Annotated in this window: 27 protein-coding genes; 2 read left to right on the top strand and 25 right to left on the bottom strand. The window is 67.6% G+C overall.

The genetic code is table 11. From position 1 onward, the window contains the following. Positions 1 to 475: 475 nt before the first annotated feature. On the top strand, positions 476 to 1,594 hold the full coding sequence (locus tag ABC766_RS27350; protein ID WP_345819950.1) for a class I SAM-dependent methyltransferase: 1,119 nt from the start codon (positions 476 to 478) through the stop codon (positions 1,592 to 1,594). Between the two features lie 193 nt (positions 1,595 to 1,787). Here the strand turns inward: ABC766_RS27350 and ABC766_RS27345 are convergent, their stop codons facing one another. The 19 genes from ABC766_RS27345 to ABC766_RS27255 all read right to left on the bottom strand — a co-directional run bounded on the left by ABC766_RS27345 (position 1,788) and on the right by ABC766_RS27255 (position 19,086). Next, positions 1,788 to 2,258: a hypothetical protein gene (locus ABC766_RS27345; protein WP_345819949.1), complete on the bottom strand. Its 471-nt coding sequence runs from the start codon at positions 2,256 to 2,258 to the stop codon at positions 1,788 to 1,790. Beyond that, the gene (locus ABC766_RS27340) at positions 2,255 to 2,728 is read right to left on the bottom strand and encodes a hypothetical protein (protein WP_345819948.1); all 474 of its coding nucleotides are present in this window, start codon (positions 2,726 to 2,728) and stop codon (positions 2,255 to 2,257) included. Before ABC766_RS27340 ends, ABC766_RS27345 begins: the two co-directional genes overlap by 4 nt. 41 nt (positions 2,729 to 2,769) lie before the next feature. Then, a complete protein-coding gene (locus tag ABC766_RS27335; protein ID WP_345819947.1) occupies positions 2,770 to 3,309 on the bottom strand; it encodes a 3TM-type holin in 540 nt (179 codons plus the stop codon). Positions 3,310 to 3,311: 2 nt separating this feature from the next. Further along, the gene (locus ABC766_RS27330; protein WP_345819946.1) at positions 3,312 to 4,166 is read right to left on the bottom strand and encodes a hypothetical protein; all 855 of its coding nucleotides are present in this window, start codon (positions 4,164 to 4,166) and stop codon (positions 3,312 to 3,314) included. Between the two features lie 206 nt (positions 4,167 to 4,372). Next, on the bottom strand, positions 4,373 to 6,163 hold the full coding sequence (locus ABC766_RS27325; RefSeq protein ID WP_345819945.1) for a hypothetical protein: 1,791 nt from the start codon (positions 6,161 to 6,163) through the stop codon (positions 4,373 to 4,375). A 5-nt stretch (positions 6,164 to 6,168) separates the two neighbouring features. Next, positions 6,169 to 6,660: a hypothetical protein gene (locus ABC766_RS27320; RefSeq protein ID WP_345819944.1), complete on the bottom strand. Its 492-nt coding sequence runs from the start codon at positions 6,658 to 6,660 to the stop codon at positions 6,169 to 6,171. Positions 6,661 to 6,663: 3 nt separating this feature from the next. Then, entirely contained in the window at positions 6,664 to 7,344 is a 681-nt protein-coding gene (locus tag ABC766_RS27315) for a hypothetical protein (RefSeq protein WP_345819943.1), read from the bottom strand. An 8-nt stretch (positions 7,345 to 7,352) separates the two neighbouring features. Next, complete coding sequence (locus ABC766_RS27310) at positions 7,353 to 7,925, bottom strand: hypothetical protein (protein WP_345819942.1); 573 nt, start codon at positions 7,923 to 7,925, stop codon at positions 7,353 to 7,355. A gap of 44 nt (positions 7,926 to 7,969) precedes the next feature. Then, positions 7,970 to 8,860, bottom strand: coding sequence for a hypothetical protein (locus ABC766_RS27305; protein ID WP_345819941.1), 891 nt, complete (start codon positions 8,858 to 8,860; stop codon positions 7,970 to 7,972). A 92-nt stretch (positions 8,861 to 8,952) separates the two neighbouring features. After that, a complete protein-coding gene (locus tag ABC766_RS27300; protein WP_345819940.1) occupies positions 8,953 to 9,753 on the bottom strand; it encodes a putative phage tail protein in 801 nt (266 codons plus the stop codon). 12 nt (positions 9,754 to 9,765) lie between these two features. Then, positions 9,766 to 10,872, bottom strand: coding sequence for a baseplate J/gp47 family protein (locus ABC766_RS27295; protein ID WP_345819939.1), 1,107 nt, complete (start codon positions 10,870 to 10,872; stop codon positions 9,766 to 9,768). Beyond that, entirely contained in the window at positions 10,872 to 11,438 is a 567-nt protein-coding gene (locus tag ABC766_RS27290; protein ID WP_345819938.1) for a phage GP46 family protein, read from the bottom strand. The genes ABC766_RS27295 and ABC766_RS27290 overlap by 1 nt, the downstream gene beginning before the upstream one ends. A gap of 11 nt (positions 11,439 to 11,449) precedes the next feature. Further along, complete coding sequence (locus tag ABC766_RS27285) at positions 11,450 to 11,962, bottom strand: phage baseplate assembly protein domain-containing protein (protein ID WP_345819937.1); 513 nt, start codon at positions 11,960 to 11,962, stop codon at positions 11,450 to 11,452. Continuing rightward, positions 11,962 to 13,152, bottom strand: coding sequence for a phage baseplate assembly protein (locus ABC766_RS27280; RefSeq protein ID WP_345819936.1), 1,191 nt, complete (start codon positions 13,150 to 13,152; stop codon positions 11,962 to 11,964). Before ABC766_RS27280 ends, ABC766_RS27285 begins: the two co-directional genes overlap by 1 nt. Before the next feature lie 2 nt (positions 13,153 to 13,154). Continuing rightward, positions 13,155 to 13,895, bottom strand: coding sequence for a hypothetical protein (locus ABC766_RS27275; protein WP_345819935.1), 741 nt, complete (start codon positions 13,893 to 13,895; stop codon positions 13,155 to 13,157). Positions 13,896 to 13,906: 11 nt separating this feature from the next. Then, entirely contained in the window at positions 13,907 to 14,413 is a 507-nt protein-coding gene (locus ABC766_RS27270) for a DNA circularization N-terminal domain-containing protein (RefSeq protein ID WP_345819934.1), read from the bottom strand. Between the two features lie 3 nt (positions 14,414 to 14,416). Beyond that, positions 14,417 to 14,995 carry a hypothetical protein gene (locus ABC766_RS27265; protein ID WP_345819933.1) on the bottom strand — a complete coding sequence of 193 codons (579 nt, stop codon included), beginning with the start codon at positions 14,993 to 14,995 and terminating at the stop codon, positions 14,417 to 14,419. A gap of 12 nt (positions 14,996 to 15,007) precedes the next feature. Next, a complete protein-coding gene (locus tag ABC766_RS27260; RefSeq protein ID WP_345819932.1) occupies positions 15,008 to 18,613 on the bottom strand; it encodes a phage tail tape measure protein in 3,606 nt (1,201 codons plus the stop codon). Between the two features lie 104 nt (positions 18,614 to 18,717). Then, on the bottom strand, positions 18,718 to 19,086 hold the full coding sequence (locus tag ABC766_RS27255; RefSeq protein WP_345819931.1) for a hypothetical protein: 369 nt from the start codon (positions 19,084 to 19,086) through the stop codon (positions 18,718 to 18,720). A 96-nt stretch (positions 19,087 to 19,182) separates the two neighbouring features. Between ABC766_RS27255 and ABC766_RS27250 the strand changes: the two genes are divergently transcribed. Continuing rightward, positions 19,183 to 19,593: a hypothetical protein gene (locus ABC766_RS27250; RefSeq protein ID WP_345819930.1), complete on the top strand. Its 411-nt coding sequence runs from the start codon at positions 19,183 to 19,185 to the stop codon at positions 19,591 to 19,593. A 3-nt stretch (positions 19,594 to 19,596) separates the two neighbouring features. Here the strand turns inward: ABC766_RS27250 and ABC766_RS27245 are convergent, their stop codons facing one another. The 6 genes from ABC766_RS27245 to ABC766_RS27220 form a co-directional block, all read right to left on the bottom strand. Next, positions 19,597 to 19,968, bottom strand: a complete 372-nt coding sequence (locus ABC766_RS27245) for a phage tail tube protein (RefSeq protein WP_345819929.1) — start codon at positions 19,966 to 19,968, stop codon at positions 19,597 to 19,599. Positions 19,969 to 20,041: 73 nt separating this feature from the next. Next, a complete protein-coding gene (locus ABC766_RS27240; RefSeq protein WP_345819928.1) occupies positions 20,042 to 21,604 on the bottom strand; it encodes a hypothetical protein in 1,563 nt (520 codons plus the stop codon). A 51-nt stretch (positions 21,605 to 21,655) separates the two neighbouring features. After that, positions 21,656 to 21,937, bottom strand: coding sequence for a DUF2635 domain-containing protein (locus tag ABC766_RS27235; protein ID WP_345819927.1), 282 nt, complete (start codon positions 21,935 to 21,937; stop codon positions 21,656 to 21,658). Continuing rightward, positions 21,937 to 22,701, bottom strand: a complete 765-nt coding sequence (locus ABC766_RS27230) for a hypothetical protein (protein ID WP_345819926.1) — start codon at positions 22,699 to 22,701, stop codon at positions 21,937 to 21,939. The genes ABC766_RS27235 and ABC766_RS27230 overlap by 1 nt, the downstream gene beginning before the upstream one ends. Further along, the gene (locus ABC766_RS27225) at positions 22,698 to 23,132 is read right to left on the bottom strand and encodes a hypothetical protein (RefSeq protein ID WP_345819925.1); all 435 of its coding nucleotides are present in this window, start codon (positions 23,130 to 23,132) and stop codon (positions 22,698 to 22,700) included. Before ABC766_RS27225 ends, ABC766_RS27230 begins: the two co-directional genes overlap by 4 nt. A gap of 3 nt (positions 23,133 to 23,135) precedes the next feature. Beyond that, complete coding sequence (locus tag ABC766_RS27220; protein WP_345819924.1) at positions 23,136 to 23,411, bottom strand: hypothetical protein; 276 nt, start codon at positions 23,409 to 23,411, stop codon at positions 23,136 to 23,138. Positions 23,412 to 23,415: the final 4 nt, after the last annotated feature.

The following is a 23,415-nucleotide window of genomic DNA, read 5'->3' as shown; positions in this document are numbered from 1 at the left end:
CAGCAAAAGATGTAGCAACGCTGTGTAGAGTGATAAAATTGCGCATTCCTGAACTTACTATAACAAACAGTGCTTTCACGAAGCCTAGCAACAATGTGAGTCTAATAGGCCCCAACCGCAAAGCGCTGGTGAATTGCCCTGTTCTCAACGGCGCAGTGACTATGGACGCTACTATTGCAATTGAGGGCACATATCACACCCTAGGTATCAGCAGATCGCTACAGAGAAGGGTCTTCAGATGGTTGCCAGATTCGGCTCCGCCACGATGGGTTGAAGACGATGGTTGAGTGACCAGTACCACGCGGCGCGCTGCGAACAGCTAACTACCGGCGGCTTGCCCATTCTGAACCGCCCCTTCAGCCCGCCCCGATCTGCTCACGGGGCGGGGGAGCGCCTGATCTGATTGGCCAAACCTACTAGAGGTTGCAGGAGACTAGGAGGCGCCTTAAGAGGCGGTATCCGAAGGGAGGTCCGTGTGTCCGCAACCGATATCTCCGCTGAAGAGCTAACTAACAACGGCGAACGTATGATCGTCGACAATCATTGGGGGTATTGGGCGCACCTTTCGATCTATCGGTTCGCCTTGCCGTTCGCCAAAGGCAAGCGTGTGCTCGACGCCGGATGCGGGTCCGGATATGGCTCGGTTTATCTCGCGCGCCAGGGCGCTAAAGTTCTTGCGGTTGATGCTGGCGAGGTTGCGGTCAAGCATTGCCAAGTCGAATACGCAAATGATCCGATCGCGTTCGAAGTTGCTGACCTTGGCAAACCATTGACTTTCGAAGACGGGTCTTTCGACCTAGTTTTCAGTTCTAATGTTTTTGAGCACGTCGGAGAGATCGATACGCTTTGCGCAGAATGCGCGCGTGTCATGACTCCCGACGGGCTTACGATCGTAGCGGTGCCTCCGATCTGTTCTGCCAAGGTCGCGAAATCCGACATGGACAACCAATTCCATGTCCATCATATCCCGCCCACCGCTTGGCACGCGAAGCTCTCGCGATTTTTCACGGAAGTGGAGTGCTATGAGCATCACACTGACGGAAAATTCGCAGATAAGGAATTATTGAAGCGCGAGTTGCATCTTCCTCGCGAGCAGGTGACAGTACGAGAGACAGACTTTGATTTTCCAAAGACCACAGCAGAGAAAATGATGTCTGGCGAAACGATCACGGCGATATTCGTTTGCCGTGGCCGGATCCTAGAACCAGGTCCAGAGACACTAGCTGAGCGTACCCCTGCGTCTTGGAAGGAGGGCGAACTTGCCGCTCAGGTGATCTATGACCTCAAGGCTCACGAAGCTGAGCTGGTCAGAGACAACTGGATTCTGAACGAGCAGAAGATGCATGAGCTTCTGGCTCGAGGCACCGCTGAGCAGGCCTTGGTGAAGGCCGAAACGCAGGCTCAAGCCGACAGCGAGGCTAGCGCACGCAAGGTATCGGATCTTGAAATTCGCCTTGCACGTGTGGAGGCGGAAAAAGCAGCGATACAAGCGCGGCTGGATAGTGCTGAGGCTGCGGTCGCGGCCCAAGCTGCAGCAGCGAACACAAAGGCCAAGAGCCCGCTGCTGGCTGCGCTCGGACTGGCGAGGCGCTGAGGCGCTGAGGCGAAGGCTAGCAGAAAAGAAAAAGCCCCGCGCGGCGGTGCCGGCGGGGCTCGGTAGGTCAGGCAGTGGTGGGGTGGTCATTCCCGCGGCGGGCACCGCTTGGTAGCGTTCCCGACGATCAGGCCGACCATTAGGGCGATCAGGGCCAGAACGCCGGAGAGATCCTGCTCGACAGGCGCGCAGGTCACGGCGAGGCCTGCCGCACGTCGTCGGCAATCTGGAAGCCAAGCACCGTCTCCGGCCGGGAGATCGGCCAGTAGTATTTCTGGAGCGGGTTGCAGGCGTAACTGGGGGCGGCCCGGTACTCGCCCAGGCCGGGCCCGAAGTTGGCCGGCACCTCCTCCTCGAAGGTGATCGTGCGAATGCCCAGCCCGAGCGGCGGGTACTCGTAGTCGATGTCCCGCAGGAACTCGCGGTGGGTGTGGCTGTCCAGGAGCAGCCGATCCACGTGCGCGGAGCAGTTGCGCAGGTAGCGGACGCGCTGGCGAACCACGAGCTTGTCACCAGGGCGAACCCGGGGCGTCAGCACCTCGGAGGACAGCACCTCCACCGGGATGGCCCGGTCCGCCGCGAACCAGGCCAGCATGCCGGCAGCGGAGAGGATGGATGCGCTGACCAGGCTCAGGCAGGTGAGGCCGAGAACGCGCACCATCATTTGCCGATCCCTCGGAAGAGCGCGAAGGCGTCGTATCCAGCCTTCGCCAACGCGATCGACCCGGTGACGCAGGTCACGGCCACGCCGCAGACCCACATCAGCACCTTCGCCGCGGTGCGCGAGGACGAGATGAACTCGACCGCCCCATCCAGGCGCTCGAGCTCGCGGCTATTCTTCTCGGCGACCCACTTCACAGTCTCAGTCCGGAGCGCGATCAGGGTCTCCAGCTTCGCGATGTCCTCCACGCTCAGCGTCGAGATCCAAGTCTCGACGTGGGCGTGATGGCGAGGCGGCGATTCCGTCCGCCCGCGCCCTGGCGAAAAAGCCCCCTCCGGCACGAAGGGCCCTAGCTCGCATTCATCCAACGGATCCGGGTACATCGTCCGGACCCCCCGCCGGGGCTGCTCGCGGTACTGCGCCTGGATCTCCCGCCACTCGTCGGCCGTGTACCGTCGCTCTTCGGGAGCCATCGCTTCTCACGCATCTTCGGAACGGCGCTCACCGGAGCGGCTCAGCGCTTGACCGGCTGCGGACCAGGCAGAGCGCCGGGCACGCCGCTCGTCCGCTCGAAGGTGCGCTGGATGCCCAGGCCGAGGATGCCGGTCAGCACCACCATCAGGTCGTTGATCGACAGCATGGGCGCCGGCGGGATCTGCGCGCCGATGATCACCCCGGCGAGGTTCGTCGTCCACGTCAGGATCGGCGCGACCACGAACTGGTAGCCGAAGCCCGCGGCGCAGATCCAACCGACGGACGGCCGCCACCGGGCCGAAAACCGGTCGTTCCCCTGCGCCTCGACGAGGTTCACCTGCGTCTGCGCCTTGGCGATCTCCATGGTCGCGTTGACGATAGCGACCTCGCGGGCGGCGAGCGCCTGTTCGATCTCCGCCTGCGCCTCCGCCTTCGCATTCGGATCGGGAACGAGGCGCTCGACTAGCACCTTCGCCGTGTCCGCGATCGAGGGCAGCGCCGCGCCGATCGCCGGGCCGACGCCACCCGTGATGACGCCGCCGATCATGGAGCCGATCGCTCCGCCGATTCCGCTGGCCATGGTCAGCTGTCCTTCCGGGGATAGGCGGCCCGCAGCCGCGCGGCGATGGTGCCCCAGAAGCCGAGCGCGATCGGCTCGGGCGCGGGGGCAGGAACGGGTAGGGGCGGCGAGCCGCTGTTGCGCGGGGCCGGCGCGAACACGGGCGGGACCGGGGCGGCCTCGACCACGGGCACGGGCGCGACTTGGACCGGCACGATCGGCGCCGCGGCGACCATGCCGCCCGGGACGTGCCCCGCGGCCTTGAGCGCCTTCAGGAACGCGTCGTGGTAGGCACCGATCGTCTGCGCCTTGTCGGTCCCGTTGATGATCCGGCGAGCGTTGACTGGGTCGCCGAGCTTGCCAGGCCCGAAGTAGTCGCCGAGCTTCTTGCCGGTGAACCAGCCCTCGGCCATGCCCAGGAACATGATCGGCGCCGCGATGTCTGGCGTCATCGCCATATCGGGCGCGACGGTGAGGTCGAGCGACCGGTCCAGGTAGCCGCGGTTCTGCAGCTCGCCGGTGGCACGGCGGTAGTTCGCCCGACCGGTCAGCTGGACGTACCCACGGCCCGCGAACTTGGCTCCGTCACCCGGAACCGTGTTGCCGAGCGTCTTGGCGGTCGCCGGCCGATCGCCCTGCGGATCGTACATGCGCCGGAAGTAGGCCTCGCCGCCCATCTCCTTGATCGGGAGCATGGTGCGGGCAGTCTCGTGGAAGGCGGTGGCGAGGCAGTAGGCCAGCGCCGCGGTGCCGAGATCGGGTGGGCAGGCGTCGAGGATGGAGGTCATGCCTGTGACCTGCCCCTGCGTGAGGGCCATCGGAAATGGGTTCTTGCGCGCAGCGGCGAAGAACGCCTGCCGGTCCAGGGCAGCGGTCATGTCGTCCTCACGATTTCAGGGATGGTGAAGCGTCAGCGCCAACGTGGCGACCAGGCGCAGATCCAGACGGTGGCGGCACCCTTGATGAAGACCGGGCGCAGAATGTGCCGGGCGGTGAGGCGCGCAGGTTGTTGCCGGCTCGAATGCCGAGGTAGTTAGGCTTTCGGCGAGCGGCGTGGGTGAGCCAAAAGTAAAAGTGCTAAACGTTAGTCTCGGAACCAGCCGTTTGAGTCGGCATCGTAGCGAAAGACAACGGGTGCGGTTTGACTGACCGTGCCGGGCGAGCCGTAGATGTTCTGGCCAGCGCCCGCGCATGACACCACGCTGAGGCTGGTGACCGTCAAACCGGAGGTCGCCAAGACGGCGCGTAGACCGTTGGGCGGGTTGCACGGCAGCGCCACCGTGCCGGAAGCCAGCGTGCCACCGCCGGCCAGGATCAGCTTGTTGTAGGCGGTGGGCCACGTCAGCGAGAACCCGGTGGCCGGGGCGCCGATGACGCTTGTCTGATCCCAGGCGATGCCCTTGCGCTGGCAGCCGAGCCAGTCGTTGCCGATATTGTCGAGCCGCTTGCCGCATAGACTATAGCTCTTGGCATAAGGCATGCTGACGATCGTGTAGCCTGGCCGAGATGGGTCTACATCGGTTTCGCAGCCAATACACTCGGCAGCCGAATTATAGTTTGGGCTGAACCACAGCGTAATATTAGACGGCCCGCCGTCAGCTGAGAAGCCGAACCCAATAAACTTGTTCGCACCTACCCAGCTATTCTTGCCGGTGTATGTAGCGTCATCGCCGTGAGCTATGCCGACCACCGTCTGCCCATGAAGATTGCATAGACCGCCAAACCACACGTTCGTATCGGCCGAGTTTTTGATCGAAATACATTTGTTTTGGACATAGAACAGATTAATTTGGTCGAAGGTGTTGTGGGTTGTGACCTGTTGCGGATAAGGTGGGCTTCCGTCTCCCTGGTTCGCGCCTGCCGCATACTTGCCCTGAATAATCCAGCAGGTTCCGCAGCCGTAGACCGTGATGTCGTGGAATCGGTTCCACGTCACGTTCGACCCGAGATTGCTGTCCGTGATGTTGGTCGCGACTTCGCCGCCCAGAGTGAGGATCGTCGCGCCGCTGGTGCTCGACAGGAACCCTTCGATCAGCAGCCTGCCGACCTCGGAATGGTTCATTGTCCCGAAGGACATCACCGTCGCGGTGTAGAGCGCGGGGCTGCCCGGGAAAATACGGAAGTCCGTGAACTTGGCGCCGGAGAGCTGTTCGCCAGCGACCTTGGAGATGCACGGGTCGGCTGAGCAGTACCAGACACCGACACGCGGGCCGGGGCCGACCACCTCAACCATGCTGCGGAGCTGGACGCCGCCGGCCTTGAACGCCGTGAAGGCCGGGAACTGAACCCGCCCACCGCCGGCAGCCGCCTTTGCCGCGATGGCCTTGTTGATCGCGGCGGTATCATCGACGGAGTTGTCTAACCTCGCCCCACACGTCTTCGGACTGAGCGGCCCAGTTAGGTCGAGCTTCCAGCGTCCACCATCGGCCGCAACGATGACGGAACACCCGTCATCCGCCGTCGTGGTGTCATTTGTCCAGAAATACCGCCCCCCACCGCCATCTCCGACAGTCGCGTAGCCGAGCGTTTGAACGCTCTTGAACAGCGTAGCGCGCAGGTTGGTGCGCAGATCGGCGACGGTGTTGGTGCCGGCGAGCCAGCCGATGAACCACGATAAGGTGCCCTGGGCCGCCGCGCTATTCGGCGCGGGCACGCTCATCCCCGACACGTCACCGGTAGACCCAGAGCCCTGGATCTGGATGTTGTACGGCTGAGAGGTGAACTGGCCGTTCTGGTAGGTGCCGAGGGTGGGGCCGCCGGGCAGAACCAGCCTGTTCGTGCCCGATTGTATCCGAGCAGCGCCGAGGTTCTGATCCGCACTCGCCGGCAAGACGACGATGAACAGCGCCGCCGCAGCAGCGAGAAAGCGGTTCATGCGCATCAGACGATCTTCCAGATGTTGGCGGCACCGCGACGTAGGCGGACGGAAGCGTAGGGGTAGGCCAGCACGATCGTGCCGTCGCTCTGCTGGGGGATCGTGTCGCTTGTGCCGTCGCCGACGAGGATAGTGATCGTGTTGGTCGCCGAGCAGGTGCCGCTTTCATCGCCGATAACGAGATCTTGGCCAAGTGGGTATGCGTCAACGTCACAGAGCTTGACAATATGCGGGACCGTTATTGATGTGAAGCCGACGTCAACATCGGTTGTGAGAATTTGGTAATTGGTGTCCGCAACAGTCGTGTGGCCTCGGCTAGATTTTGCTGAGATGTCTTGTGTTATTCCAGGAGCGCCTTTTTGAGCCGCGACAAAGTCGGCCAATGTCCCAGAATTTCCGAGCGCGAGCCACGCCGCATAGGTGCTCTGGCCTGGCAGACCTGCGGGGCCGCCGAGCGGCACGATGGCGCTGGCGAGCGAAGAGCCTCGGATCGCCATGCGTCAGGCCCCCTGTCCGATCTGCGCCGGCACGGCGGTGTGGTGGATGAGGCCGTAGAAGGCCGGAACCTTGAGGCCCGAGACCGGATCGGTCGCGGTGATGCCGTAGGGGTAGCCCTCGGGCTTCACCGGCAACCGGGCCATAGCTGCTCGCGCCACCGACATCGCGATCACGCCGAGCGGGCCGCCGTTGGCGATAGCCGGGTTGAGGCCGCCGCTCGTAGCTTTGAGTGCGATCGTCGCCGCGCCCGTAGATGGGCGGGCATCGAGGTCGAACACCAAGCCGGTGATGTCGACGGCGGCCGGAACGACGCTGATCGCGTAGGCATCCCCGACCGCGAACGGCGTCGCGCCTTGCGCCAGCGTCAGGGTGATGCCGGCGGCGTAGAGCGGCACGCCGACAGCCCCCCTCGCGGTGACGACCCCGTTCGGATCCGCTGCGCTGAGATATGTCAGACCGCCGGCAATCGCCGTGACCGAGACCACGTGGGCCCCGTAGACCGTGCCGGGAGCGACGCTCGCCACCGTCAGGGTACCGTTGCCGACGTTGGCCGCGCCCGCCAGCGTGCCGCCAGGACTCGGGGTGCCGATCACCGGCAGACCGTCGAGCCAGTCGGTCACCTGTGTCGTGTCGAAGTCGACCCGCTGCGGCTGGATCAGCTGGATGGGCGCCAGAGCGGCCATGAGCGGCGTCAGCCCAGCTCGGACCACGCGATGGCCGCGAACACGGCCTGCGCGTGATCCGCGTCAGCGGCTGCATCAATTTCCGCCTTCGCAAGCAGCCGGGCGCCACGAATGGCCGCTCCGGCAACGAGGAACGCCTCGTAGGCCGCCTTGACGGACCGCGCCACGCCGAGCACGTCGACGGCCGGCTTGCCAGTCTCCGGGTCGAAGTCGACGCCGATCGTGGCCGCCAGCATCGGGTAGTCCGCGGGCTTGATCTCGCCCGACGCCGCCAGCGCGGCCTGGGCCTGCGCATAGGCCTCCTGGTACTCCATCGCCTGGCCAGAGCCGGGCGTGATCAGAGACAGGCGCAGCTCCTCGGCCGCCGTGTCGACCCGCCGCTTGAGATCGGCCTTCATTGCCGCCAGTTCGGCCGGCGTGACTGCGGGTGGCGGCGCGGCAACCGGGGCGGCGAAGTTCGCCCCGTCATAGGTCCAACCCTCAGCGACTTCGTCCGGAGCGGCAACGACGTCCTTCAGCGCGGCTTTCGGGAGCAGATCCTTCGGCTCGGCGCCAGCCGGCAGGGCGAGCACGGCGTGCACGACGCCTGCGGCCAGGAGAACGTACTGGGTCATTGGTGGCGTCCTCAGTATTGGATGATGAGCGTGCCGGCCGCGCCGTTGCCACCGTTCGAACCGCCCGCGCCATTGCCGGACAGGCTAGCGGACGTTGCCGCTCCGCCATTTCCACCGCCGCCGGGCCCATACCCGCCGGTACCGTTGGCGTTAGCGTTAGGGGACGGACCAGGACCGCCGAACGGTGAGAAGCCGCCAGTCCCGCCTAGGGTGCCGGTCGGGCCCGAGATGATACCGAAGCCACCGCCCCCGCCGGGCTGCCGACGGCCACCGCCACTCCCGCCCGTGCCTCCCGTACCGCCACCGGAAGCGATGCCATTGAGGCCCGCGCTGCCGCCGACGCCACCGTTGGCCGAGATCAGGCCACCGAGCGCCGTCGTGCCGCCGTTGCCGCCCGCGGTCGGGGTCGAAGAACCCAGACCGCCGGTGCCCCCCGCGCCGACGCTGTAGGCGAGCGTCTGGCCGGGCGTGACGACGAAGGTGCCCTCGGCATACTCGCCGCCGCCGCCGCCCACGCCTGCGGCCTGAAACGAGCCGCCCGTGAAGGCGCCGCCACCACCTGCACCGCCGGCGTTCAAGAGCGCGCGGATCGTGGTGACCCCCGCCGGCACGATCCAGTTGCCGGTACCGGTGAGGATGGCGTAACGCCCGCCCGCGATCCGGAGGTTTGTGATCGTGGTCGTGCCGCCCGTGGCGGCAGCGACCTGGATCGCCTCCCAAAGCTGAAACAGATTTGCATCGGACGGAGCCAGTCCCGCAGAGATGATCGCGTTGACGATCTCGCGCTGGGTGAACTCAATCGCAGCCGGGGGCACCCTCGACCCCTGCGTGCCGGCGGCCACGTTCTTGCCGACGTAGGGCGCATTCGCGTCTGTTGAGCCGGGCGGCGGATGGTAGAGCATATGTCTCTCCGGGCGGGATGACGACTCGCAGCGTCACGCGCGCCCTCAGGCAACGCGGGTGGCGGGTTGGCTCAGATCAGAAGGCGCAGCGCTCAGGCGGCGGCGGCGTAGCTAAACACGAGATGCGTGTGCTGGGGCTCGACGGCGCGCAGCGCGCACTCAAGATCTTCGTCGGGCACGAAGCCCTCGAGCGGATCGTAGTCGCACTCGCCTTCGTCGCACCTGAACCATGTCTCGCGAGTCGGCCCGACATGGACGACCCAGTACTGCCAGACGGTCTGATCAGAGACCTCGTCGCCTGCGGCGGCGTCGGTCGGCAAGATGAAGCCCTCGATCGGGTCGCCATCCTGACCGACCACGCTGTCGTCGCAGCGGAAGTAGGTCTCCTGGATGGCGTCCCCGACGCACTCGGACTCGACGCACAGGAACTGCGTCGGCTCCTCGATCGTGATCTCGTATCCGAGGCTGTAGGCGAGACAGACGAAGTACCCCGGCGACTGGCCGCCGAAGCTGGCGAACTTCGCCCGCACAGCCGCCTGACGCACCGGAATGCCACCGGCACCCGAGGCGCACGGGCCGGGCAGCCCGTATTCCTTTTCCCAGTCCGGGAGGGTGTAGGTGATCGCCGACGGGAACGTCTGGGTTGCTGCCTGCCAATCGAGCCCGAGATGGCCGGCGGCGAAGGCCGCCAGGGCCCGCCAGAAGGCGCGCTGGACTGGCGCCGCGCCTTTCCCGTCCCCGGTCTCGTCGGTACCCCAGGCGGCTCCACGCGGGCAGAGCGGCAGGATCTGCGGGAGGAGGCTGTCCGCGGTCGGCTGCGCCTCCACATCGGCCACCGAGGGCGGATCGACCGGAAGGCCATAGCAGGGCCAGCCCGCAACCACGTCGCTCATCGTCGCCCCGCGTCAGTCGATGTAGGCGATCGAGCCGAGGACCGGCAGATTGCCGGCAGTGAACACTTGGTCGGACGCCGGACTCAGCAAGCGATGGCGATCTTCCCCGGTGGCCCGGGAGATCGCCTCGGCGAGCCATGAGGCCGAGAACACGAAATCGACGGACGGCTTCCCGGGGCGCGCGCGGTCCGTGTAGGCCGCGGCGAGCTCCGATTCGATCGAAGCGCGGATGTCCGTCGTGTCCGGGTCGAGCCCCCCGATGACGATGTCCTGCTGCACCGGGATCGGGGCAGACACGAACACGCGCGCGGTGATCGGGCGCCGGATCGGATCGTCGATGTAGGCCTGCGCCGCGGCGACCTGCCCGGCGGTGGGGATGCCCTGGGCTTGGTCCGACACCGTGAACTGCACCCACACCGAGCGGCTATCGTTCTGGAAGCTGTCGACGTAGACGGCGACGGCGGTCGGGACCGCTTCCAGCACCCAGGCGACGTAGTCCGGGGCCGAGCCACCTTGCGGCGGGTTGCGCTTGCGGTAGAGCACCCGGGCGCGAAAGCTCTCCAGGCTCTCCTCATCGGCCCCGCCCGAGAGCCCGGTCCCGTCGGACGCCTCGCCGACGGTGCAGGTTCTGCCGAGGCCGGCCGGCGCGTCGTCGGGATTGACCAGCGTCAGCACTGTGCCCGCCGGGGTGTTGCCGGCAGACGCGGCGACATCGGCTTCGAGCGGCAGGCTGACGTCATTCCCGATCACGGCCACGGCCGCTGTCGTCGTGAAGGTCACGCCATCTCCGCGGGCATACTGTAGCCCGATCGGCACGACGGTTCCCGGGCTCGCCTGCGTCGTCGCGGTGCCCATCGCTGTGTTGGCCGGCTCCGGCTGGAGCCCGAACTCGAACCCATGGCGGATCAGCCAGACCCGTTCCGCGGTCGAGGCGAAGAGCTGGCGCACGAGCCACGCCCGGCGCTGCTCCATCTCGAAGCCGATCAGGGCGAGGACCTTGCCCTCGACGCGCCAGACGTTCGGCCAGAGCTTGGTCGCGGTCCCCTGCACGGCCTGGACGAAGGCGCCCGTGGCCTCCGCGGCGAGCTGCGCCAGGGATCGGATCGTGTAGCCCGCCATCAAGCGCCTCCGGTGGCGAGCTTCCAGACCAGATCGAACTTCGAGGCGTAGACCTGCGCGCCGTCACGGCCGTAGAGCGCAATGGCCAGCCACAGCGTGTCGTTGGCGAAGTCGGGCGTGGCCGTGGCCTCGATCTTCACGCACAGGCCCTGCGCCTTGAGCGGCGCGAGGGCGCGCTTGGCCTCTGCCTGGGCCCACATCGCCGTCTGGTCGTTCAGATCCATCCGGCGTAGGAGCCAGAGCTTCGAGCCGAGCGGCTGCTCGCCGGCAGCCGTATCAATGTCGAAGCCATCCCCGGGCCAGCCGCGCTGATCACCCGCTCGGCCGGCATCGATTTCGTAGCCCTCGACCCGGACGTCGGTGAACAGCAGGGCGATGACGGCGGTCTGAAGCGGGTTCTTCGCCTCCAGGCCCCCGGGCCCGTCCGCGGCCGAGACGGAGACGGCGAAGTCGCCACGCACGCCGTAGCCGGTGCCGGCCCGGGAGCCATCGGCCTTCAGCCACACCAGATCCGGCGGCAGCGCGACCACGCCCGCATCGGCGAGCGGCGTCAGGGTGAGCAGCATGGTGGCTCCGATCAGACCTTGGCGAAGACGACCGACGAAGCGCCGGCCTGGGTCATCACCGGCGAGCCACCCTCGCCGCCGAGATCGACCCGGTTCGCGGTCACCGTGACGGTCATGTTCCCGACCTTCACCACCACCTTGTCGGTGCCGGTGATCTCGATGGTCTTGCCCGTCATCTTTTGCGGGCGATCCTTGGCGTCGTGCCAGATACCGTCGTCGCCGAGGTAACGGGTGGCGTTGCCCTTGTCGTCGTAGATGGTGCTCTGCCCGGGCTTCAGCTTGCGCGGCCGGGACGCGGCGTGCTCCAGGCCGAGCGCGGCGTTGAGGAGGCGGCTGCCATCCTGTCCGCCGAACTGGAGGCCCATGCCATGCGAGCCGACCGGTGGGTTCGAGGTGAGCCCGAAGTGCTGGACGCGCGGGACCTTCTTGAGGGTTTCGTTCGGCAGCCCATAGAGCGTCAGCGTCTGCTGATCGCCCTCGTCGTCGGCCTCGACGTGCTCGACCCGGAATAGCCGACCGCCCATCAGGCGCCCCCGCGCTTCGAGAAGGCGCCGTAGTCGACCTTGGAATCGTCGAGGTGCGCGTCGTCCAGGCCGGCGGTGAAATCGCTGTCGTTGCCGCCGCCGTCACCGGCGCCAGACCCGGACCCCTTGCCGCCCGACTTCGCACCCAGGGTGCGCGGGTCCACCAGCGTCAGGTCGGCCCATGTGCCGGTGCCCTCGCCCTCGCTGGCCACTTGGTTGAAGGTCACCGTCGAGATCGCGAGGTCCTGGTCGATCTTGTCGGTGGGCTTCTTCACCGCCACGAGCTGGCCCGGCTCCCAGAGCTTGCCGGCCGCGTCGCGCCACGAGGCGACACAAGTGATGATCGAGATGCCGGACCCCGAGCGCCGCAGCTTGCGCCACTTCACCCGGCGGTTCAGCTCCTTCGACGTGTCGGACCCCTCGTTGAACAGGATCTCCGGGCGGTAGCGCTCGACGCTGTCGTCCTGCTCGGTCTCCTCCTGCCGGAGGCTGTCCTTGTCGGTGCCTAGGGACTTCTGGCCGCGCACGTGGATGTGCGAGCGCTTGCTCTTGATTGAGAGCCGGAGCTTCATGCTCTCGATCGGCGGCTCGCCCTCGATCAGCACGCCCGCGTGGCGTTTGCCGCCGGCCCGGGTGATCTTGACCCGCCCATCGGGCTGGCCGGTCAGCAGTAACGCCTCCCGGCGCGCCTCCCGCTCCAGCGTCACGAAGAACGGTTGACCCGGTACGTGCTGGACCATGGGGATCTTGGCCAGCGTCTGGTCCGTGAAGAAACCGATGCCGAACTCGTCGAGCTCCTTGGCGACGCCCAGGAGGTCCTTGTTCTCGACCAGCCCGGTCTTGTGCTTGGCCGGGGGGCAGTCGATCGCGTCGCCGGCCTTGGACCGGCCGGCGATTCCGACGTCGCGCCGCGCGCCGCGCCCGGTCTCGGACTCGTACTCGTCGGCGTAGCCGGTGCACATCAGGTCGCCGCCGCCGCGCGCGCCGACTTCCTCGTCGGGTGTCGCCCGGATCTGGACGAGGCCGCCGCGGCGCACGGCGGCGGCCTCGTCGGTCCAGGACGGGTTCACGCACCGGAGCGAGAACGAGATGGCTGCGGCCTCGGCCGAGCGGGTAATGTGCACGCCCTGCCACCCCTGGAGGGCGTGGCCGCCCACGATCAGGCTGACGATCTCGCCTTCTCCCGCCATCGTCACACCTTCGGAGCCAGCGCCTCGAAGGTCGCCGGCATGTGGAACGGGGTCCCGACGCGGTTGCGCGCCACCAGCTCTGGGGCGCGGTTCGGGTCGGCGTAGAGCGACCACGCCAGCGCGGTCGACGGAAACGAGCGGCCGGCCTGGGCGCGGATCAGCGGCTGCAGGCTGCCCGACAGGTCGACGAGGTGCGCGCAGGTCTGTCCGGCCGCGGTGGTCAGTACGAAGGCGGCCGGCTGCCCGAGCGTGCCCGCGACACGGTCAATAGTGCCTTCCATCGCCGCCGTGATCCGGTCCCGCGCGGCGCTGGCAGCCTGCCGGTCGCCGAAGTCGGTCCGGGCCTCGCACAGGAACGCCTCGCCCAAGCACGTAGCCTCGACGGAGACGCACAGCGCCCGGGCAAGGCTGTAGGCCTGCGTCAGCACCGGCGAGGCGCTGGTCGGCGCGCAGGACCGGGTCGCGGCCGCTGCGGCGTAGAGGCCGGCGCTCGCATCGGCCGGAGCGGCGTCCCGAGCGACAGTCTGCACAGTCAAGATCAGGTCGGCAGCGATCGCCGCCGCGTTCGAGAGGGTAAACAGCCGGGGGGCTGCGATGCCGGCGATCCGTCGACAAGTCGAGACCGCGGACTGGGAAGTCTCCGCCGGAAGCGGAAGCCCGCGGGCGAGCCCGGCGATGACATCGGCCAGGGCGACGGCAGAGACGGCCGCGCCGGCGATGGCGGATGAGGGAGGCGAGGCCATAGGGGCGAGCCTCAGAACGGCGGTAGGAAGCCGACGCGCTCGTCGGGCACGAAGGCGCTGATCGCGTCGGCGACGACATCCCCGAGCGTGTCGAGGGCGCCCTGGGCGATCCGATCACCGAGGGCGATCGGTACCGGGCCGCCGAACTCGGATCCCTGCTCCAGGAAGCGCAGGTCGAAGGCGACCTTGCCCATCTCGGTCTTGCGGTTGTTCGTGGCGCAGCCGACGCAGTGGGCCATCACCGGTTCGGTGATCGGCAGCACCAGCATGCCGGCGCCGGGCGTTGAGCACCGCTCCACGAACGCCATCGCCGCGGCGTCCGCATCGTCCCCGACGATGTACGCCGTGACGTGGTAAGTCCGGGCCTTGCGGCCCATGTCCTCCGTGCCGTGGACCTCGGCCTTCACGTAGGGGTGGAGCGCGACGAAGCGGCCGGACTCGCCGATGCCCTCGTCGTCGACCTGGAACGGGAACCCCTTGAACGAGGCGCCCGGGATCGTCTTCGGCCAGTTACGCACGGATCAGCGACCCGCCACCGGCAGCAGCTTCGCCAGCTCCCGCTCGACCTCGGCCGGCAGATCCGTGACCACCAGCCGGTTGAAGGTCGCCGCCGTCTGGCCGCTGACCATGTCGTAGGGGATGAACACACCGGTCTTCTCGACCCGGATGTGCCCGCGCCAGCGCTTGCCGTCCGTATTGACGTAAACCTGCCGGTTCAGCTTCGCGACCATCACGCGCCGACCGCGCGGGCCCGAGCGCCGAAAGCCACCTTCTACGAAGTCGGCCTTGCCACGCACCGTCGCCGCGACGCCGCCGGGCACCTCGTGCGCGCCGAAGTACCGGAAGGAGATCTCGCCGCCGCGGGTGAGCAGCATGACGCGCGGGTTCTGCGGCGAGGCGCGAAACGTGCGCACTGCCTTGTCGATGATCCTACGGGACAGCCCAGTCTGCCGCGTCAGCGCCGGCACGACGGCGCTGCGCGTCCGGGTCAGCATACGGTTCAGGACGTTGGCTTGGGCGTTGGGCAACCGCGCTCCGAACGCGACGAGCGGCTGCATCCCCTCCTTGAGCCCCGGGGTGTGGGCGGTGATATCCAGCATGGCCGCCCCTCCTCAGGTCCAGTCGCTCAGATCTTCCTTGGCGCCAGGCTCGCTGACGCCGAGGTCTGCCGACATGCCGCCGCGACCTCGCACCCGCAGAGCCGTCGCCCGGAGGCCACTGCGCCGGAGGCCTGTGACCTCCACCTGCGCGTGGACGCCCATGTCCTGGAGCCGGTCCACATGGCGGCCGAACTCCTCGACATGCGCGCCGATGCTGCCGCGGCCGTTGCCCGCCGCGCCGATGCCGCCCGCCGGCGCGTCCGGAATCTCCAGGCCGCTGCGGGTGATCGACCGGATCGACCCGTCCGGCATCCGCATCGTGCCGTTGCCGAGGTCGAGGCCTTCTTTGCCGTCGAGGCCCTTCACCAGCTTGGGCTCGCCGTCCTTTGCCATCGGCACCGGCTTCACCGTCCCGATGCCGTCCCGCAAGCCGATGCCGGCTCCCCTCCGGCCGTACCACGCGCCCCAGCCCTCCTTGCGGGCGGTTCGGAGCGCGAAGTCGATCTGCTCCTTCCAGTACCGCGGGTCGCTCGCGTGGTGCCCGGTCTCCGCCGTGTAACGGTTCCCGAGCCCGCCCGAGCGGCCGTAGTGCAGCTGGAACGGGCCGAAGCTGGTCGGCTTGCCGTTCTCGTAGTCGCCCGGGGTGAGCCGGTTCGGGTTCGAGCCGCGCAGGCCCTCGCTGTTGGCGATCCGGAGCGCGATGTCCGGGTCGATGCCCTGCGACAGCGCCGAGGCGCGGATGTGGGCCGCGAACTCAGGGTCGATGTTGCGCATGTCGCGGGCTGAGATCCCGCGGCCGCTTTTAACTCCGCCGCCTCCGCCGCCGAAGCGCGGGATGCCGGCGCTCACGCCGCCCCCCGACCCTCCGCCCGTACTGGCGCGGCGCATCGCACCGCCAAGGTCGATTCCACCACCACCGCCGACACCACCGCCGCCCGGGCTGAAGCTCGCGCGCTGGATTAAGCCGCCGCCACCGCCTCCGCCGCCCATGCCTGCGCCGGGAGCGAAGTTGATCGGGACGAAGATGCCCTCGCGGAACTGCTCGTTCAGCTTCTGGAGCAGCGAGCGGCCCTGCTCGACCACTTCGCCGGCCTTGGCCTTGATCCCGTCCGCAACGCCGCTTCCGACCTTCTCGCCGGCTTCCTTGCCTGCGGCCTCCGGATTGACCGGGCCGGACAGGCCGAATCCTCCGATGCCGGTGCCCTGGATCGTGAGTGGCATCGCGCCGGGTGCCAGCGTCATGCTCGGCATCGCCTTCGCCCGGTCCCCGAGGACAGCGTTCCCCAGGTTCGGGTCGAGGAAGTTCAGCGCCGAGCGGCCGAGCCCATCCTTGCCGAGATCCGGCATCTGCAACACGCCGTAGTCCTGGGCGAGATCCGCTAGGACGCCGACACCCACCATGCCGGCAGCGCCCTTCACGAAGCGCCCGAGTTTTCCGCCCTTCTTGCCCGGCTTGCCGTCGGGATCTCCCGGGAGGTCGAGCCCGCCACCGGCCAGCCTGATCGCCGCCGCATCCAACAGGGCCGCCGATTTCGTCAGTGCCGCGGCCGAGCCGCTCAGAGCGACCGCCCCGCCGCCGAACCCGAGGAGGTTCTTCGTCAGGGTGTAGGTGGCGACGGCCCCACCGCCGAGCGCCGCCGCACCGCCTCCGAGGCTGAGCGCCTGCTGCTGCTCCTTGGACAGGCTGGAGAACAGGTCGATCCCGTTCCCGGCCAGATCGGCCGTCCACTTGATCAGGCCGGCGTTCGCGTTGCCGATCTGAAGAACGAGGTTCTCGAACGAGCCCTTCAGGTTCTCGACCGAGCCGCCAACGCCGGCGAACACATAGTCCGCTTTTTTCTTCGCGAAGTCAGGATCATCGCCGGACTTCTTGATCTCCTCGCGGGCGACCTTGAACTCGTCCCACTGCCGCTGCGTGATCGCGCCCTTACCGCCGTGTTTGTCCGTTAGCAGGGCGTTGAGCTGGGCGAGCGTCATCTTGCGCGACATGGCGTCATCGAGCAGCCGCTCGACATCCACATCGCCCTGGCTGACCTTGTAGAACTCGCCGACCGTCTTCGCAGCCGTGCGCGCATCGCTCGCGCGGACCTTGCCCTTCTTGTCCTTGCCCAGGATGCCACCGGTCGCCTGCACGACGGCCGCGGTGTAGCGGCCTTGATCAGCGATCAGGGCTTGGTCGGCGTTGATAGCGTCGAGCCGCCGCCGGATCGCCGGCGTGAACTCCTTGCCCATCTTGAGCCGGAACGCGCCCTCCAGCGAGCTCGTGCTCAACGACTGAGGCTTGGTGACGTAGTCCGAGAAATTCAGACCGACCGCGTTGAGCGCGGCCATGCCCTTGTTCGTCGGCGAGACAAGGTGCGAAGCCACCGAACGGATGAACACGCCGGCCTCGTCACCGCGCAAGCCACCACGCCGCGCCAGGGCGCCGAGCGACATCAGGCTCTCGGTCGAGATGCCGGCCGCCGTGCCCGGGGAGGCTGCGAACTTGACATACTGCGAGACGTCCTCGCCGTTCATGCCCCCCAGCTTCGCCATCTTCACGAGCTGATTGGTGGCCTTGTTCGCCTCCTGGAGCGCGCGCTCCTTGGTCGAGATGTCCTTGCCGGTCGCCTGCAGATAGGAGCGGATCGTCTCCGCGCCCTCCTTCAGGTCGGTGTCCATCAGGGTCGAGAAGTTGCGGACGTTGTCGATGATGCCCTGCGCAACCTCGGCCTTAAGCCGGGGTGCGAACCCGGCCGGCAGGCCCTGCATGGCTGCGGTCTGCGCGTGCACGACGTCGATGTTGGAGAATTGCGTCTCCTGACCGATCTTGGTCGCCTGCTTCAGCAAGGCGGCCTGATCCGTCTCGCTGATGTCGGTGTAGACCTTCTGCTTGCGCACAGCGATGTCGAAGGCAGCGGCCGAGTTGACTGCCTCCAGGCCGATCTTCTTGCCCTCGTGCGCCGCCAGCACACCGGCGCCCGCCGCGATCGTGCCGAGAGCCTCGCGCCGGCGTGCGCTCCTGGCGATTCGCGCCTCGGTGGCCCGGGCGCCGGCTTCTTCCGCCGCGACCTGCGCCTTGAGAGCGCGCGTGGCCAGATCGGTCTGGCGCGCCAGCGTGGTCTGGTGCCTCTCCAAGTTCGACAAGTCGACGCCGAGCTTCGAGGCCGCACCTTCCGCGGCACGCAGGGTGGAAGTCTGCGCGGAGAAGGCGGCGGACAGCTGCTTCACGTCCTTCTCGGCGGCACGATACGCCGTGCCCAGACGCTTCACCTCCGCACCGAGCGCTGCAGCCTGCTGGACGCTGTCGGCGGTCTTGGCGACCTTCTGAGCCGCGGCGAAGTCCGTCACGGCCTTGCGGGCCACGTCGTACTCCTTGGCCAGACGGGCGGTCTCCCGCTCAACTGCGGCCAAGTTCTTGACCGTCGACTCCAGGGGACCGCGGGCGGACATGACCGCCGTCGCCGCCCGCATCTGGCGCTCGACGCTGGTGTAGGCCTTCCCGAGCCTCTCAACCTTGTCGGAGAACGCGGAGGCCTTCTCGGCCTCCTTCATCGCCTTGACGACCTTGGCGATCTCGGAGGAGGCCCGGTCTTCGCCGCTGATGACCAGCTTGGCTTCGATGGTCTTCGACGCCACGGCCTACCTCCTGCGTGCCGCGCGCTCGGCGGCCTTCGCCTTCTTCTCTGCGTCCTCGGCAGCGCTCTGCCACCACCAGACGATGCGCGAGAGCGTCATCTCGTCTACGCGGTCGGCGCCGAATCCTGCGTCAAAGACGAGCTCTCGGGCGAGGTGTTCGATGCCGCGGCTGCCGCGGCGGGCTGGAAAAAATCGACGATGGCCTCCCGGACCTTCCGCGTGTCGGTGACGCCGAGCTGGTCGAGGATCAGCGGATCGCCCGCCTTGCCATCCTCGACGAGGAGGCGCTCGGCGTACTTCGCGATGATCTGGGTATCGTCTACCCGGCGGCTGTATTCGTTGCCTGCCGGCACCCACACGTAGGGATCGCCGAGTTCCATCAGGTCGCGGAACTTGGGCTCGCGGAACTCGAGCTGCCGATAGGGCCTGTGGCCCATAATCGGCCGGTCGAGGGTGACGATCTTATTGGACATCGTGGCTCCTGGCCCGGCAGGGCCTATCTTGATGGTCACGCTCAGTCGGCATTCCTCGCGCGGATCGCGTGAGGCCACACATACCACGGGTTAACCATGGCGAAGGTTTTGCTTAAGTTCTTCGGCCTAGCAGCGCTGCTGACAGGTGTAATTGCGATCGCCGTTGGTGTTTCGAGCGCCAAAGACACAGCCGGTTTATGGCTGTCGTTCTATGCCGGGAGCGGGGCACTACTGTTCGGTGCGTCCCTACTGGGCTTTGCAAAGATAATCGATCTTCTTGAACAAATTGCGGCAAATACCGAAGGTCTTGCTCAGATCCGATCGCCTAGCGATCCTCGTCCGGGAAATCTTTCGAAGGCCGGCGTCACGAAGCAAGAAACTCATAAGGGCTACGCCTTCACGCTTCACGAAGACGGAAAGGTCGTATCTCGGATTGATGGCGCTCCCTACACTTGGAGAAACGAGCCTGAGTTCAGGGCTTTCGCCGAGGCTCGTCCCTCCGCATAGCAATCACGCCATCCGATACTGGTCCGACGCCACCGACATGCCGGTGACCTCACCGGTGTCCGTGTCAATGTCGGGCTCGCCGACCCAGGACCCCGCGGTGAAGTAGTGGGTGTAGCCGGCATCGTCTTCGACGAAGGTCACATCCACATTACGCAGGAGCATGGTCTCGTCCCACTTGATGGCCGAGGCCTTGTCGCCACGGTCGAAGCTGAGCGAGATCATCGGGAGCTTCGCCTCGACGGTCCGGTAGGCGGTGCCGTCGCGGTTCGGATCCGCCTTCGGAATTGCGGCCGCCGGCTTCACCGTGGCTTTGCCACGGCCCGAAAACCGCTGGCCGTTGACCCGCACGCTGTATCGTCCGCCCTTGGTGTCCATGGCCGGCCTTCCTCAAGATGGTGAGATGTCAGGGAGCGGCCGGGCCGCGGTGGTGTGGGGCGAGGCCGGAGCCTCAGATCCCCTGGTCGGACTGGTCGAGGTAGCTGGTCTGGTTGACTGCGTTGATGCGCAGCTGCGCCGCCGCCGTGATCGGCAGGTAGTAGTTCACCCGGTCGTTGGCGTAGTCGGCGAAGATCCGGATGTTCGCCACGAACAGGTCGAGCTGCCGGATGATGCCGGCCCGGTGCAAGTCGGTCGCGGCGTGGACCGAGGTCTGCTCCAAGTCGATCGGCGTGACGACGCCCTGCAGGTTGGCCGGGTTGTCCTCCATGAGCGCCGACCGCGGGTAGGTGCCCTGGATCTTGGTCCGGAAGTACCGGGCCGAGTAGGCAGCGATCGCGATGTCCTCGATGTCCAGCCACGTGCGGTCGGAGAGGCCCGAGGCGTTGACCCGGTAGGTCGTCACGACGCGGTCGCAGGCGATCTGCCCGTCAGCGGTGACCGTGAAGGTCGAGATGCCGTTGCGCAGGAGGCTGTCGCGATCCGCCATGCCGAAGATGGCGTTCGGATCCTTCGGCGGACGCAGGCCGCGCAGGACGCGGGTCTGCATCGGCCGGGCGATCTCGATGGCGTTCGCCAGCGAGCGGCCGAGGTTCTTCAGGAAGGCGATCTCGCCGCCCAGCGAGGCCGAGACGCACCAAGAGGCCTGCGGCCACTGGTAGACGCCGGCGATGGTCACGTGGCGGTCGTTCCGGGTCTGACCGAAGGCGGTCAGCGTCGACAGGTTGCCCTGGCTGTGGGTGGTGTAGTGCCCGAGCAGACCGACGAGCGGCGCGGACCGGCCGGAGCCGGCATCCGACAGGAAGTCCCGCACGACGTTCAGCTGTGCGGTGCTCGAGTAGGGGCCGCAGATCCAGTCGGCGTTCTGCGACCCGAGCTTGGCCAGCGTCGCGGCCATGTCGACGTCGCCGGTGCCGCCCGCCATCGGGGCGATGGTCACGGTGATGCCAGGCACCTCGATCTCGTCGCCGTCGAGGCCTTCCTCGATGCGCCAGCCGTTCGTCTCGGTCCCGGGGTGGCGCGCGGTCAGCGTCACGTCGGTGGAGGCGGTCGAGCCGCCGGTCTTCACCGCCGCCGTCACCGGCGCCAGCATGCGGGTGTTGAACTTGGTGTAGCCCTGGGCGAACCGGGCCACGAACGCGGCGGCCACGATGTCGGCCGTGTCGCCGATCGCCACGTTCACGTCGTAGCGCTCGCCGCCGAGGTAGCGGGTGATCGTGCCGGCCGAGGTCGCGGCGCCGGCGAAGGTCAGCGCACCGGCCGCCGCGGTCGGGTTGGCCCCCACTGCCGAGGTGGCGTCCACGAACAGCATCTCGCCGAGCGGGTTCTGCTGCCGCGCGTAGAGGATCTGCTCGGCGCCCATGGAGCCGAGGCCGCACAGCGCGTTCGGGTTCTGGCTGCCGACGTTGATCGGCGCGCCGCGCAGCGCCGCCGGGGACGCGGCCAGCGCCCGGCCGATGACGACCTGGCGCGAGGTGCCCGAGTAGTTCGGCGGGCCGGCGTTGAACTCGACCATGAAGGCCGGCACGAGCACATCGGCCGGCGTGTTCTCGAAGGCGACGGGGCCCTGGGGCATCGGCGGGTTCTCCAGCGTGTAGGGGAGCCGCAGGGCGGTCCCGTGAGGGGATTACGGGTTGGTGGCGCGGCCGCTCGGCGCGCCGCTCGCGGCGGCCTTCGGCGGATCGGCCTGGGGGTTCTTGCCGGCGCCGGCGTCCGCGGCGGCCTTCGGCTTCTCGTCCTTGGCGTCGCCCTCGTCGGGGACGTCCTTCACCTTGATATCGCCTCGGGCCTCAAGCTTGGCCCAGTGCACGGACCAGTCGACCACGCGGCCCTCGGGCGGCAGGTCGGTCTTGCGGACCGGGTCCGGGATGGAGGCGGCCTTGTCGGCGGGCTTCACGTGCTTGCGCATCAGGGCACCTGCGAGAGAGGGATGGAGACGCTGGTCGGCAGCGTGCCGGGCTCGGGGTCGGGCTCGACGACAGGCTGGGACGGCGGGGTCGGCGCGGGCATCACGGCCAGGGCGAGCCGCTCGGCGATCAGCTGACAGATCAGGTAGCCGGACGAGCCAACGACCATGGCGTTGGCGATCGTGCGCAGCGGGTCCGGCAGGACGCCGAACGGTCCGGGCGGGATCTCGTAGCTGTCGATCTGCTCGCCCTTCAGCTCCACGCGGAAGGTCAGAAGGTGGATCGCGAGCTTCTCGCCGGTCTGATCCGAGGAGAAGCGGGAGCTCGTCCGGCGGCTCACGCGACGGATCACGGCTTCCTGGAGCAGCTTGCCGGCGGGCGTCGGACTCGGCGAGATCGCCATCGGCCGGCCCAGGGTCAGAATGCAGGAGGCGCTCTCCTCCAGGAGGTCGAGCGTGGCCTCCATCTCGCTGTCGGTCCCGGGCGTGAGCAGGAAGGTCGAGGTTTCGTCCTCGACGAGCTGCGTCATGGCGATCTCGAGGACGAGGTCGCACGAGTCGTCGAAGGGCTCGCCGCCGTTCTGCTCGTTCCAGGGCTCCCCGTGCAGCTCCTCGGTGGTGACGATGATCACCGGCACCGGCTCGCGGTGATCGAAGTCGCCGACACGCGAGTCGTAGACCCGCCCGGGGCACATGGCCTCGATCGCGGCATGGCTCCTGAGCGCCTCGATCGCGCCGAGCCGAAGGGCGGTGCGCGCGAGGCTCACCGAGGTTGCGCCCCGGCGATGCGCTGCTCGGCGAGATGAACCCAGGCCCGATCGAGATCGTCGACCACGAAGCGCGTGACCTCGTAGATCACGACCGGAGCGAGGCGCTGGACGAGGTCGCCCTGCGCCGGCTCGCGGCCCTGAAACTGTCCGCGGCTCACATCGACCATCGGCCGCTCGGCGACCACGGGACGCGTGGTACTGTCGGCCATGCTGCGGCCGTGGGCGTGCAGCATGGCGCCCTTGTCGAAAAAGATCCCGACGAACGGCACCGGCGGGCGCGCCACGCTGGCGACAGGCCGGGCGTTCGGGTCGGGTCGGCCGCTCGGATCCACCGCGGCCGCGCGGGGATAGAGCATCAGGCTCTCGCCGAACTCGGCATCGAGGTCGGCGCTGGCGTCGGCCCAGATCTCGTCGAAGGCCGACGCCATGGGTCAGGCAGCCTTCAGCGCCGCGATCACGTCGGCCTTGTTGGTGGCCTTCGAGACGTCGACGCCGCGGTCGGCCGCGAGCTTGTCGAGGTCGGCCCGGGTCATGGCCTCGAGGTCCGGCTCGTCGCCGCGGCTCTCCTCACCCACGCGCCGGGGCTCGCCCGACGACGGGGCCGTGTCGACCACCTCGTGCGTGCCGGCCCGGAGCGCGGCCTGCGCCGCGTCCCAGTGCATGCCGACCGGCTCGGCGTCCTTCTTGCCCTTCTCACGCAGCAGCATGACG

This window comes from Methylobacterium fujisawaense (genome assembly GCF_039619325.1).
Taxonomy (GTDB): domain Bacteria; phylum Pseudomonadota; class Alphaproteobacteria; order Rhizobiales; family Beijerinckiaceae; genus Methylobacterium; species Methylobacterium fujisawaense.
Note: the sequence above shows the minus strand (reverse complement) of the source record. Positions and strands in the feature narration are given on the sequence as shown.